Raw genomic sequence first — 12,669 nt, 5'->3', positions numbered from 1 at the left:
CTCAGCCCTCCCCACGGAGGGTCTGGAGCTTGGCCTTTCCCGAGGCGGTGATGTCCGCCGCCCGTGGACTCGACTCCACCACGCCCATCAGGTAGGCGTAGGTGTGCTGGCAGAGATTCACCACGACCGCCAGCGTCTGGAGGATCTGAGCCTCCCGCTCGGCCTGGCCCTCCTCCACCTTCCGGATGATGGCCACGAGCGCTTCGATGCGGGTGGCATGGCGGGCCTGCTGCTCGATGACCCCGGTGAGGGTCCGGGCGAGAGCGTCGAGCCGAGGCCCGAAGGCCTCTTCCGCCATGCGCTCTCGCGCATCCCCCAGGAGGTTCTTCAGGGCCTGCGTTCGGCTCACCCCCTGGCGCTTGGCAAGCTCATCCAGCACGCCGCTGTTTTCTGTTCCAACTCGGGCATGCACCACGGTGCTGGCATCGCCTACATCCAGTGCTGGCCGGATTCTTCGTTCGCTCATGTTGCATCTCCTGTTGTGTTCACCGAATCGCGCCACGCGAATGCACCATCGCCAACCTGTCGAAAGACAGGCCTTTGCCCATCGGGCCCCACAGTCACGCGCCACGCCGAACTTGCCACCCAGAGGGTTCGATCTGTCGATCGCCCTGCATCACCCTTCGTGTAACCCCAGAGTAGGGCGACCCGAAGTGCCCACAAGATCTCAAGACGAATTGATACAATCAGATACAACAAGAACCTTCAGGAGCTACCCTGAAACGACATTCCCTTTCCTGAACCGATCCTCTTAATCCTTGCGCTGCCTTTCGACGAAGGATCGAAGGTCACCCTCTGTGAAGAGAATTCGCCGGCCGATTCTCACAGGTGAAAGCAGGCCCTCCTTCAGCAGGATGTAGACGGAGGACCGAGAAATTCCCAGCAGCTTGGCGACGTCCTTCAACCCGTAGACCATGGGTTGGATTGGTCCCCGGGGAGGCGGGGCAACCGTTTCGGACTTGGGCGTCTCGGCAGGCTTTTCCATAGGCCTCGGGGCCCTCCCCCTCCTTTCCGGGACCTCCTCGATATCGATCGTCATCGTGACCAGGTAGCGCATGGTTTCCCCCCTTGCTGCCCAGTCGCCCCCACCCGAAGGGGCCCTGCCAGCAGATCCAAATTGGGAATCCCGCTGCGGGTTTCGAGGGAAACAGGGGAATTCTGGCCGTCCTTCCTACCGAAATTCCCCTCCCCATTCAGCCCCGCCTCATTCCCGTCATGGCAGAGCAAGAGCGGCGCCGAGGGTGGTTCGCAAAGCAAAGCGGCCTCCAAGGCGGAGGGCTCCCAATGGGAGACCGCCTTGGAGGCTTGCGGGCCAGACCCGGTGACGCAGCATCGTGGCCAGACGGGATGAGGACCCACTCTGCCTTGAGTGGCTCCTAGCAATCGAGGACCACGACGAGCTCACCGAAGGGCACGCCTCTTATTTCCACCTGGCGTTCAGAAAAGCGCCATGTTCACAGAACGTGAACGACAAAAAATATTGAACAACACCTTGACTTGTCACCCACAATCGCCGATGTTCAATATCGAATCTTGTTCACGGAACGCATACAAGAACCGAGATTGAACATGCTCCCTTTCCCAGAAACCGAGCTTATAGACACAGCCCTGGCACTGCTCGTGGCCCAGACGGGGCTTCAGGCCGTCAGTGAGCCGTTGGAAGATCACCATGGCCCGGACGGGCGGATCCGGATCATGGATGGCCCTCGTCGTTGGATCTTCGACGTGGAGTGCAAGAACCGAGTGGATCGACTCGCCATACTCCAAAGCGCCCAGGCCCAGGCCCGGAAATTCACGAACGAGGGCCTGCTCATCACTCCCTACCTGGCCCCGGAGCTGGCCCGGCAGTGCCAAGCCATGGGTTTCCCCTTCCTCGATGCCGCCGGGAACGCCTTCCTGAGAGCGGAGGGACTGTACGTGTTGGTGGCAGGCCAGAAGCCAGACAAAGCTATGCGGCGGATCGAAAAGCCCATGCGGGCCTTTGATCGTGCAGGCCTCCGGGTGGTCTTCGCCCTGCTTGCAGCGCCGGATCTATTGCAAGCCCCCTATCGTGACCTTGCCAAGGCGGCAGGCGTGGCGCTGGGAACGGTGGGCTGGATCCTGACAGATCTCCGGGAACATGGCTTCCTGGTGGACATCGTGGGCGAGCGCCGCTGGATCGACTTCCAGCGCGTCATCCAAGCCTGGACGACCAACTACCCCTTGCGCCTGCGTGAGCGCCTGCACGTCCGGCGCTTCGCGGCCAAGGAGGACACCTGGTGGGTGACGGCGAACCCCGAGGCCTTCGGCGGCTACTGGGGCGGCGAGGTAGCTGCCGCCAAGCTGCGCGGCGATCTGATTCCGAAGACCGTCACGATCTACCTTCCCGAGGACCGGAAGGATTTCCTGGCGAAACATCGGCTCCGAGCGGATCCCCAGGGTCCCATCGAAGTGCTGGATATCTTCTGGAACTTCCCCACTGCACCGGAAATCCCCGAAGGCATCGCGCCCCCGCTGTTGGTCTATACGGACCTCCTGACCATCGGAGATCCTCGCACCCTGGAGGAAGCCCGGAGGATCCATGACCACTACCTGGCTTGACCTCAAGCGCCCCTTGGACCTGCGTCTGGACCGATTGCTGCGGGACCTGGACGATCTCTTCCGGAGCCGAGGAATCGACTACCTGCTCACGGGCGGAATGGCCCGCGAGATCCTGTTGTATTACGGCCACGGTTGCGCGACGGGCCGCGCCACCAAAGACGTGGACTTCGGCGTCACCCTGTCCTCTTGGGAAGACTACGAGGCCTTGCGCTCAGCCCTGGTGGGCACAGGAACCTTCCGGCCCGACCCCAAAGAAACCCAGCGAATGATCCATCGAGATCCCGGTACGGGACTCGAAACCAAAGTGGATCTAGTGCCCTTCGGCGCCATCGCCGGACCCGATGGAGCCCTGGCTTGGCCTCCTGATGGCAGCCATTTGATGCGCGTCCTGGGCTACCCCCAGGCACTCGCCTCCGCCATTCATCTTCGTTTGGACGAAACGAGATGGGTGCCCCTGGCCTCAGGTCCAGGGCTGGCATGCATGAAACTGGTCGCCTGGATGGACCGAGGCGACGCCAGGCTGGGCCGCGATGCCGTGGACTTCATGGAACTCCTCCACCAGTATTCCCACGTGCTCACCGACCAGGAACTGTACGACAACCATCCGGAAGCCATGGATCGCTACGACTTCAGGGCAGAGCCCGCAGCCGCCTTCATCCTGGGCAAGCAGGTGGCGTCTCTCGCTGATGATCAGCTGCGTAAAGTAATCAGCGAGGCGCTGGAACCACCATCCAAGCAAAAGATGCTGAACTACTTCCTGCGGGAACAAAGCTTCAAGGATTCCGGCAATCTCTTTGCGGAAGCAGCGCAGCAACTGGATTCGTTTAGTGAGGGGTGGCAGTTCTAAAAATTCAACGCCTCTGTAACGACCGATGACATTAAATAAAGTTACGACTATTCCGTTATATTCAATAATTTCAAAATAAAATTCACAGCCGTCGAATTTTATTCTTTCCGCGGCCTTGACCAATTGCAATATCGATGCGTTAATCTTGCATTATCTGGGATAGTTTGACCACCCATCCAATACTGGCGGACATGATCAAGGGCCGAATCATCTATATCATTGATTTTATTATTACATATTGCACACGTTGAATCGTTTGAATAAAACTCTTCTTTAAGCGTACGGGAGAAGCATCTTGGCTCTTTCCGGTTTGATGATATAACAGAATAAATAACATTCCTAAATTTATCAAAACGCGTCATTACAGCCTGATTTGATGATGTCGACAATTCAATTGAAGCGATAAAACCCTTATCATCGGACATGAGAGCAATAACCGCTTCCCTTAGCGCATCAAGATTGGCATACACCTTTTCTTTCTCTATTTGGGAAAAAACTCCCATACACACGTCGTACAAGGACGCATTAAATTGAGATTTTTCCCAATATCCATTTGGGTTAGAGTCCCCTCCGGGGTAAAACCGCTTAAACGCTTTATTACCAAATATCGATCTAACATTTGAACATGCAAGTTTAAATGCTCGTTCTAATTCGTCCATTTGACGAGTTCCAATATTACGGAATTCCTCTGCATCACGATTTAGGAAATTTTTCATGGGAGCACGATATTTTAGATATGTATAATGATAAAATGCAAAAAATCGAAGGACTAATTCGACATCTTTCATCCTTTTGTGTGGTCTTTTTTCACCTATTAAAAATCTGAAATCAGGGTCAAGAGATAGTCTTTTAATCAAATCATTGTACGATCCACGAAATATACAATTTCGCAGTTCTTGATCATTCAAAGAAACCGAACCAGAATTCAGTCTTTCAAATATTTCATACTTCAGATTTTTATCAGAATCTTTTAAAAAAACCACTGTTCTCATTTTATATTGAAGAATTTTTTCTTGAAATTCTTCCGACAGATCCTTAAATTTTTTACCATTTAAATCCGACAAAACCTTTAAAGAGCTCAACGAGAATACCTTGTCATCAGGATAATATCCATCGATAAAGGAAAAAATTGATGTTAAACGCTGCTGACCATCAATAACATATGTTCTACCATCCGCTTCTTCCGAAAGGTAGACAACTGGTAATGGGATATCAAGAAGAAGTGATTCAATAAGGCGGCTCGATTTTGCAGTATCCCAAACAAATTGACGCTGAAAATCCGGCTGAATATCTAATTTACCTCTAATAAATCTATTTTTTAACGACTCAACCTCTGGATCGCCTTTTTCAGTGAATATTTTTCGATCAGATGATATTAAGTTTTCTTCAGCACCGTTATCATCTTGATCATCGACCTCAATGTCTAAGGGCAACTCATTTTCTTCCGTACCTCCAGTTATATCTTCTGAAGGGTGAAAATTGATGGGGCAGTCGCTTCTGGCGAATAATTCATCTCCCGCAACTTCTCTTAATGAAATTAATTGTCTATCCCTTGGCCGATCTTCGCCACTGGCCCATCGACGAATTGTTTTTTGGTTCACTCCGAGAAGAGTTGCGAGCGTGTCCACTCGCCCCTCTGCCCTTTCCACAAGAAGATCAAACCACCAGCCATTCAGAGTTGTAGGCCGACCCATCTGTTCTCCCGGAGGGTGTTTGGTACCACATTACATTGGACTTGAATCAGCATTATGAAGAAGGTTCAACCTTGGCGAAAGCTGACGGATTGTGTCAGTCACGTATTTCTTTGCTAGGTGACCATAGTGCTTATCCACCATCCGCGTGCCCTTGTGACCAAGCTGTTCGGCCACAACGGCCAACGGCACGCCAGCCATGATCAGCGTGGAAGCATAGGTATGCCTCAGTTCGTGGAAGGAGAGTCCATCTTCGATCCCAGCGTCCTTCACCGCCTGGTTCATCGGTCGAACCTGGTGGCCGCGCTTCCATTCCTCACCCTCTTCCGCCAGGAACATGCGCTCGGACTTCTTCCGGCCTTCAACGATGCCCTTGAAAAAGGCAATGCCCTCATCGCTGAGCACAATGTAGCGGCTCTCTTCTGACTTGGTTTCGGAAGTCACGAAGACCTGCCCGGTGCGCTCGTGGAAATCGCGGACATGCATGAGCCGGGTCAGCTCGCCGTAGCGCGCCCCGGTGAACAGCGCCGCCTGGACGAGCTTCCTGAAACCCGGCGGGCAGGCATCCACCAGCGTCTTCTGGTCCTCAACAGACAGGAAGCGAAGCCGGGCGCTATCGGCCTTCCTGAACGGCTTGACCATCCGCCAAGCCGTGTTCGGACAACTCACCTTCTCCAACTCCAGAGCCTTGTTCAGAGCCGCTTTTAAAACGGTAAGGATGCGGTTCGCGGTACTTCTCCGGCGGCGCTTGACCTCGAAATCGTCCGGCAATTCTCTGAACCGCTGCTCCGCACCTTTTGCGGTGCGCAGTCTCGCTGGCGTATCTGCGAGATCCTCGAACCACTCCTGGATTTGTGACCTCGTGAGCTTCTCAACCAAGTGGGCGCCGAAAGCGGGAAGGATGTGGGCATTGATCACGCGGAGCGTGTCCTTGCTGGCACGACCACCAGCCTTCTCGTAGCTGCTCATGTAGTCCGCCATGCATTTGCGCACGGTGTACGGCTCTTTTGGAGTCTCTGAGGGCGGAGCAGCAAGGGCCGCTGCTTCGGCCTTGCGCCATGCCAAGGCAGCTTCCTTCGCCTCGGCGTAGGCCAGAGTCTTGATATGTGCCGGAGTCCCGCTGTCATCGGCAAAGCCGATGTCCTTCTGTTTCCGGGATGGCTTGGCCTCGGGAAGGTAGTACTTCGCGTACCAAACCCCACCGCGCTTTCCCCGGCGATACCCAAGGGCACATCCCTCCTCGATCACCTCCCAGTAAGGCTCGTGGCGCGGCTTGCAGTTCTTTGCCCGAGCCGTGGGGGTATCCATCTTGGGGGTGGCTTGCCTCTTGGCCATGGTCGTCCTCTGGGGGACCATCCTGGCAGAGAATTTACTGCAAACTTACTGCAAACCGATATCGAGCCTTCAGGAGCCGCCCAGGATCCTTCTGATTATTTGTTTCTTGTTTTTCATATACTTACAAAGTTGCTCACAAGTCCAGGAAGGGTCAGAAAGGGTCATACACCGCCCTTTCACGGCGGTAACACGGGTTCGAATCCCGTTAGCCCTACCAGCGAAGAGGGCCGACTTTAAGTCGGCCCTTTTGTTTAACTTAGAAGAGCTCGCTAGCCCCTAAGCTGAGACCCGACCAAGCAGGATTTGATCGTCGCTCATTTCGGGTTATTTGGGCCACTTGTGGCCGCTGAAAACCCAGCACCTACGGGCTTCTCAGAGGATTTTGGGCGCCAGAAGGAGCCTTGGTTAAGGATCCAAGAGTTCGTGCCCGAATCGCTCTCCCCGCGCATTGTTCACATCATTGCCCCTGGTCCGCGCGTGTTGTGAACCGAGCGAGCGTTTCCGAGGACGATGTGAACTCGACTTTCGGCGAGTTGCCGACCTCCGCAGAAGATCACCCAGTTCGATTGACAGTCATTGCGGGCGCGGCCATCTGTCTGAATACCGAAATGGTGGTGGGTCAACACCGATGCGCCATGAAATGCAAAGCGGAGCATCTGACGTCGGTGAACCTGTCGTGGCCCTGGTTGACCCCCACCGATATTCCCTTTAATACGGAAATGCGCCAAGTCGATCAATAGCCGACAGTCATTCAGCTGGACGGCAAGATCACTCAGGTAATGGTCATTGAAATACGGACCGTTCGCCGTGGTATGGCTCCCTGTGAACTCGCCGCAGACGAAGAACGCGGCGCAGAGCGACCCGACACGGACCTTCCGCCCAGGCAAATCGCAAAGGTGTCGGGTAATCGTCTCTATTTGGAGCAATCCGTCCGCACCTAGCCAACATACCCAGACGTGCTGTTGATCACCGCCCTTATTGTCGGCACCGAAGGCTAATCGGGCACGCGTGGGATATTTTTTAAGCACGGGTAAAAGCCTTATTCGGACGACGTCGACATTAAATCCTGGCCAAGCTTTGTGATCGAAGGGCCGGGGAGCCGAAGCATCAAAGCCGAAGTACCCGCCGGGGTATACCCAGAGTGAGTCGTGGTCCGGAGCTACATGGCTACCCAATCGTTCGGCGACCTCTTCCAAAAGCCGGAGACGCTGGTGCTCGTCTGCAGGGTATTGCTCGTGGACTGAGACGGCGAAGACGCCCACCGCGCCGTGCGCTTCGCAGGTAGTTTCGCATCCATCAGAATCTACCCAGGCCTCGGCAACCCAGCACGAAGGCACTTGTGATTGATTTGAACCAGGAACAGGTGGTGACGAAATGTTAGCGGGTCGATGGTGTGGACGGGTCTGCATGCCTTGGGGCTTCCGCATGGATTTCTTCACGTTGAATCCTATTAAGTCGGCATGGATGAGAATGGAACAAGGCCGGACTTCAGGTCACCAGACTTTTCAACCAGGCGATGACCTTCCGTCCCAGAACGGCCTTATCCGCCGCCGAAACCCCCAGGTGCCCTGCTCCACCCCACATGGCCCGCACCATGGCTTCCAGGTTGGTGCATGCCCGGCTCCGGGTTGCTGCGGTAGGCGCCGTGGCACTGAACAACACCTTGCTAAGGATGGATTCAACGAAATGTCTTTCTGCTTTCCTGCCGTAGGGGTTCCCAGATACTCCTTTCCTGAACTTCGTTGACCTGGGCGGCTGCTTGAATCCGATGTCATAAGTTGTGGTCAGTTCGTCTGCTTCGCTCGAGTTGGAAGGAGCCCCTTGGGGCCTCCTTCCCAGCGGATTTCCAGAATCCCCTTTCTGGAACTGAGTGTTCTTGGGAGGCCTCCCGAAGCCGACCTCGTAGGACTCGGATGGATCATCTGCGTCGGTCATTTCATCCTCCGATCCATGTCGTCGCTCCAACCGAGCCAAAATGGAAGTGGATAAGTGCTGATCAATTCGATCACCCGGGGGCCCCTTCTACCTTGCGGACGCCGGGTAGGGCTCGAAGGCGACAGCCAGGCTCTATGCCCGGGAAGGATCTGTGATTCGATCCGCCCCGTGGTTCGGAATCAAATTCAAACTGCAGGCTGGGCGGCAGCGCCTGGAGGTAGCTACTTGATGCCGGCGCTGGATTCCTTGATCAGTGCAGGGACATTCCCTGATTGAGTTGATAGGGAATCCCGTTCCGAACAGTCCCAAAGGCCCGCCCTACCTGAATCCGAGAAGTGGGTAATCCTCGAAGTAGGTCGGGAAAGCGCGCGATCCCTGTAAATTTCCCTGAAACAGGCAATCCGGGCCCATCCTCAGTGCAGGGATCAGTTAGTAGGATTCGTCACACTACCAGCTAACCCACTTAGAAATCAGTGGGTTCCCTTTTCTGGATTTCGGCCATCCTCCTCACATTTCTCCTCACGGGAAAATGTCGGGGAAAAAGATGCCCTCGGAAGTCCGTGAACCGACCTTCAGGCACTCCCCGGAGGATGGGCTTGCGTTCAGGGTGCTGGCCTTTTACGTTGGAGGCGGAGTTTGGATGCGCCACCGGCACACGACAACCTGGATGAGCCTGGAGACGGTTGAAGTCTCCAGGGCCGAAGCCTAGGCTCCGGCCCTCACCCCACTCAGATGCGCCCCCATGAGGGGTTTGAGCGGTCATTCATCCAGGGAATCCACCATGACGCATGCTTCAGTAGGCCTAGGCCTGCCATCGTTCAACATCCTCGCTCCCTATGGCTGGTCCCCGGCCCGCAGCGAGGCATTTCAGAGCTCTGCTCCTCTCGGTTGCGAACCAGGACGCATCGTGGCTGCATCACGCGGCCTCGTCCTCGCGCGAACCGCCAAGGGCGAATGCTGGGGCGTGCCTACAGGCCGCTTCCGCGAACGCCTGCAAGGGGATGGAATAAGCCTGTGCGCAGGAGACTGGATCATGCTTCAGCCGAATCCAGGTCCCTCGAAAGCCTCGGTCATCGACCTGCTCCCACGCAGCACTTCGCTCCTGCGACAGGGGACAGGCCCCGGCATCCGCCAGCAGTGCCTTGCGGCCAACCTCGAAGTGGTCTGGCTGGTCATGGGGCTGGACCGCAACTTCAATCCGGCGCGCATGGAACGGTTGCTCGCCCTGGCCTGGGGCAGCGGTGCCCAACCTGTGGTTGTGCTCACCAAGCGCGACCTGAACGCACAATGGGAGGCCTTCGCTACCCGTATTGAAGGGATTGCTCCCGGCGTGCCAGTGCTGGCGATCTCAGCGCACAGCGGCGAAGGCCTGGAGGAGCTCCAGGACTTTCTTCCCGAAGGGCACACTGCTGTCATGGTCGGGTCCTCGGGTGCCGGAAAGTCCACCCTCCTCAACGCCCTGATGGGCAACGATGTGCGGCGCACGAAAGAGATTCGCGTCTCGGATGGCCGGGGGCGCCACACCACGTCCCTGCGCGAGCTCTTCCTGCTGCCCCGTGGCGGATGCCTCATCGACACGCCGGGCATTCGGGAAGTGGGTCTTGGCGCCGAGGGTGCCGACCTGGATGCCGCCTTCTCCGATATCGCTGATATTGCCGGTGATTGTCGATTCCGCGATTGCACCCACCGCACGGAACCAGGGTGCGCGGTGCAGGTGGCCCTCGCGGAGGGCTCCCTCGACCCGGACCGCTACGGCCACTACCTGCGCCTGCTCAGGGAGGTGGCCTTCGAGACGGCTCGCAGCGACGAACATCTCTGGCGTGAGCGCGAGGAGAAGTGGCGCCGCATCAGCAAACTCCAGAAGCAGTTCAAGAACAGGTGAGCAGATGCCTCCCTGTCCTGTGACCGCAGGCGGATCCACCGAGGTTCGTTTCCCCAGCCGGGCCTTTGGATTCCCGAACCAGATCCCGGAAGCCCGTGACGAGGTCCCGGTGGTGGGCTTCTCCGCTCGCAGAAACGGAACCGTTCACCAGTCCAGAGGGGGATGACGCACGGGGTGTCGCCCCTGTCGACCCCCCCGACGCCTCACGTCAGGCCTTCGGGGGCCTGACGTGGCTGAGGGCGTATTTCGCCGCTCTGAGCAGTTGGCCCGTCAGGCTCTTCTCCCGCCCCTTGAATCTGGCTTCGATCTGGTCCACCTCACGCCCGATCTCGACGTCGATGGACGCCGATTTGCGCATGGAGAGGATCTGGGAGGGGTAGACGCTCCGGTGGCCGGTCATGAGGAAGCTGATGACGCAGGCGACCGCGGCATAGGGAGCCACCGCGGGCCCGAACAGCTCCACCGTGAGGATGCTGGCCGCGATGGGCGTATTGGCTGCCCCGGCCAGGAGGCTGGTGGTGCCGATGGCCGCGAACGTCGGCACGTTCTGGTGCAGCAGGGTCGCGAACAGGGTTCCGGAGGTGGCCCCAACGAAGAAGATCGGCGTCACGATCCCCCCGCTGCCTCCGAAGTTGAGCGTCAGGCTGGTGAACACGGGCTTGAGCAGGAACGCGTACCAGGGACTCGCATTTCCCCTGAGGCAGGATTCGATCGTCTCGAGGCCGAGCCCCAGGTAGTCCCTCGAGAACAGCAGCGCCAGGGCCAGCATCGCGGCACCCCCCAACAGCCCCTTGAGCGGCATCCAGATCCGCAGCCTGCGAGACAACCATTCCCCGGCTTTCAGAATCTCGATCAGCAGCATGGAGCAGAGCCCGAAGAAGATGCCCGCCAGCATGACTTTGAGGAAGAACGCCTCGCTGAACACGGGCGTAAAACTGAGGTTGTGGTGGAAGTACTCCACCCGGAGGGCCTTGGCCACCTGGAAACTCGTGACCCCAGCGATGAAGGAGGGGAGCAGCACGTCGTACAGGATCGTGCCGACGAACAGCACCTCCACGCCGAAGATCGACCCGGCGATGGGCGCTCCGAACACCGAGGCGAACCCCGCGCTGATGCCGCAGATCACCAGCTTCTTCCGGTCCTGGTCGCTGAACCTCAGCAGGTCGGCGAACAGGGAGGACAGGCCGCCCCCGATCTGGGCGCAGGGCCCTTCCTTCCCAGCCGAGCCTCCGAGCGCCAGGGTGAGCACCGTGACCACGACCTTCACCGGGACCACGGCGGCTTTGATCCTTCCGGCCCGCCGGTGGATGGCCTCGATCACCTTCTCCGTCCCGTGGCCTTCGGCCTCGGGCGCGAACCACTTGACCAGCAGCGAGCTGACGGAAAGGGCCAGGGGCAGCAGGTAGATCGTTCCCGACCACCGGTGGGCGAGGGACGTGCTCCAGGCCAGGCTCCGCAGGAAACCCGCGGTGGCGAGCCCCACGATCAGCCCCACGCAGGTGGCCAGCACCACCCACTTGATGATGCTGATGAAGAGCACGCTCTCCTCGGCCAGCCGGTGCTTCATCTCCTGATCCGAGAGAAGGGGAGATCGAACGTGGAGGGTGTGTTGCGCATCGGCGTTTCAGCCCGGGGTGACGGCAGGTCAAGCATGGGTTGACAACTTTGATTTGCAATGCAAATTATTTGCATGGCAAATAAAAATGCGGTTTCCCCGCCGGAAGGTTCGGTTGGGTCGAACCACCTGGAGGAGGCTTGGCCAGGTTGCGGGACCTGTGGCTGGCTTGAACAGGGCCAGTCCTCCATGGCTGCGCGGGTGGCCACCCATGCTTCCCGGAACCGAAGAGGGCGCGAGACATGGTCAAGGCATCCCAGCCAAGGGTGAATCGCACCCATTCGCCCGGGAAAACCCGGTTGATCGGCCAGGCGATGCAGAGCTTGCGCAGGATCGTGAGGGCCCTGGAGGAGTACTCCCGCGCCGTGGAGCGGGCATTCGGCCTGACGGGTCCGCAGGTGTGGGCCCTGTGGGAGCTCGGGGAATACGGACCGATGTCCCTCAAGGATCTGGCCGCGCGCATGCAGCTGGAACCCAGCACGGTGGTGGGGGTCATCGATCGACTGGGGCTCAAGGGACTGGTCCAGCGCGGCCCAGACCCTGGAGATGGCCGCAGGATCTCCTTGACCCTCACTGAAAAAGGGCAGGTAATCCTGGCCAAAGCGCCCCATCCTGCCCAGGGGCACCTTCTCAAAGGCCTGGAATCCATGCGAACCGGTCAGATCGTGAGCTTGATCGAATCCTTGCACATTCTGGAGCAGGTCCTGGACGCCCACGAGCTTCGGGCGCCCTTCTTTTTCGCGGAGGATTGACCCGCCTGCCGCAGCCCGACGGGGGCCCGGCC

Annotated in this window: 10 protein-coding genes; 4 read left to right on the top strand and 6 right to left on the bottom strand. The window is 57.9% G+C overall.

Annotated features, from left to right (window positions below):
• Window position 1: 1 nt before the first annotated feature.
• Together MLJ35_RS01205 and MLJ35_RS01200 are read right to left on the bottom strand one after the other, a co-directional pair.
• The gene (locus tag MLJ35_RS01205; protein ID WP_243382351.1) at window positions 2-466 is read right to left on the bottom strand and encodes a hypothetical protein; all 465 of its coding nucleotides are present in this window, start codon (window positions 464-466) and stop codon (window positions 2-4) included.
• Between the two features lie 285 nt (window positions 467-751).
• Entirely contained in the window at window positions 752-1,057 is a 306-nt protein-coding gene (locus MLJ35_RS01200; protein WP_243382349.1) for a helix-turn-helix domain-containing protein, read from the bottom strand.
• A 686-nt stretch (window positions 1,058-1,743) separates the two neighbouring features.
• On the opposite strand from MLJ35_RS01200, the gene MLJ35_RS01195 reads away from it, so the two are divergent.
• Both MLJ35_RS01195 and MLJ35_RS01190 read left to right on the top strand, forming a co-directional pair.
• The gene (locus MLJ35_RS01195) at window positions 1,744-2,580 is read left to right on the top strand and encodes a type IV toxin-antitoxin system AbiEi family antitoxin (protein ID WP_243382347.1); all 837 of its coding nucleotides are present in this window, start codon (window positions 1,744-1,746) and stop codon (window positions 2,578-2,580) included.
• On the top strand, window positions 2,561-3,427 hold the full coding sequence (locus MLJ35_RS01190) for a nucleotidyl transferase AbiEii/AbiGii toxin family protein (RefSeq protein WP_243382345.1): 867 nt from the start codon (window positions 2,561-2,563) through the stop codon (window positions 3,425-3,427). The genes MLJ35_RS01195 and MLJ35_RS01190 overlap by 20 nt, the downstream gene beginning before the upstream one ends.
• A 98-nt stretch (window positions 3,428-3,525) precedes the next feature.
• Here MLJ35_RS01190 and MLJ35_RS01185 read toward each other — a convergent pair whose 3' ends face one another.
• The 3 genes from MLJ35_RS01185 to MLJ35_RS01175 all read right to left on the bottom strand — a co-directional run bounded on the left by MLJ35_RS01185 (window position 3,526) and on the right by MLJ35_RS01175 (window position 8,388).
• Window positions 3,526-5,121 (bottom strand): GmrSD restriction endonuclease domain-containing protein, encoded by a 1,596-nt coding sequence (locus MLJ35_RS01185; protein ID WP_243382343.1) that lies wholly within the window; start codon window positions 5,119-5,121, stop codon window positions 3,526-3,528.
• A gap of 30 nt (window positions 5,122-5,151) precedes the next feature.
• Window positions 5,152-6,453, bottom strand: coding sequence for a tyrosine-type recombinase/integrase (locus MLJ35_RS01180; RefSeq protein ID WP_243382341.1), 1,302 nt, complete (start codon window positions 6,451-6,453; stop codon window positions 5,152-5,154).
• Window positions 6,454-7,941: 1,488 nt separating this feature from the next.
• Window positions 7,942-8,388 carry a DUF5681 domain-containing protein gene (locus MLJ35_RS01175; protein ID WP_243382339.1) on the bottom strand — a complete coding sequence of 149 codons (447 nt, stop codon included), beginning with the start codon at window positions 8,386-8,388 and terminating at the stop codon, window positions 7,942-7,944.
• 907 nt (window positions 8,389-9,295) lie between these two features.
• Between MLJ35_RS01175 and rsgA the strand changes: the two genes are divergently transcribed.
• On the top strand, window positions 9,296-10,270 hold the full coding sequence (rsgA, locus tag MLJ35_RS01170; RefSeq protein ID WP_243382338.1) for a ribosome small subunit-dependent GTPase A: 975 nt from the start codon (window positions 9,296-9,298) through the stop codon (window positions 10,268-10,270).
• 208 nt (window positions 10,271-10,478) lie between these two features.
• Here rsgA and MLJ35_RS01165 read toward each other — a convergent pair whose 3' ends face one another.
• A complete protein-coding gene (locus MLJ35_RS01165; protein ID WP_243382336.1) occupies window positions 10,479-11,837 on the bottom strand; it encodes a chloride channel protein in 1,359 nt (452 codons plus the stop codon).
• 371 nt (window positions 11,838-12,208) lie between these two features.
• On the opposite strand from MLJ35_RS01165, the gene MLJ35_RS01160 reads away from it, so the two are divergent.
• A complete protein-coding gene (locus MLJ35_RS01160) occupies window positions 12,209-12,637 on the top strand; it encodes a MarR family winged helix-turn-helix transcriptional regulator (RefSeq protein WP_243382335.1) in 429 nt (142 codons plus the stop codon).
• Window positions 12,638-12,669: the final 32 nt, after the last annotated feature.

Source organism: Geothrix alkalitolerans, from assembly GCF_022808885.1.
Classification (GTDB): Bacteria; Acidobacteriota; Holophagae; order Holophagales; family Holophagaceae; genus Geothrix; species Geothrix alkalitolerans.
This window is presented reverse-complemented; position numbering and strand designations above follow the sequence as displayed.

Coding starts and splice junctions, on each gene's coding strand:
- MLJ35_RS01190 (WP_243382345.1), top strand. CDS start 2,561: ATGACCACTACCTGGCTTGACCTCAAGCGCCCCTTGGACCTGCGTCTG.
- MLJ35_RS01180 (WP_243382341.1), bottom strand. CDS start 6,453: ATGGCCAAGAGGCAAGCCACCCCCAAGATGGATACCCCCACGGCTCGG.
- MLJ35_RS01200 (WP_243382349.1), bottom strand. CDS start 1,057: ATGCGCTACCTGGTCACGATGACGATCGATATCGAGGAGGTCCCGGAA.
- MLJ35_RS01185 (WP_243382343.1), bottom strand. CDS start 5,121: ATGGGTCGGCCTACAACTCTGAATGGCTGGTGGTTTGATCTTCTTGTG.
- MLJ35_RS01205 (WP_243382351.1), bottom strand. CDS start 466: ATGAGCGAACGAAGAATCCGGCCAGCACTGGATGTAGGCGATGCCAGC.
- MLJ35_RS01165 (WP_243382336.1), bottom strand. CDS start 11,837: ATGAAGCACCGGCTGGCCGAGGAGAGCGTGCTCTTCATCAGCATCATC.
- MLJ35_RS01175 (WP_243382339.1), bottom strand. CDS start 8,388: ATGACCGACGCAGATGATCCATCCGAGTCCTACGAGGTCGGCTTCGGG.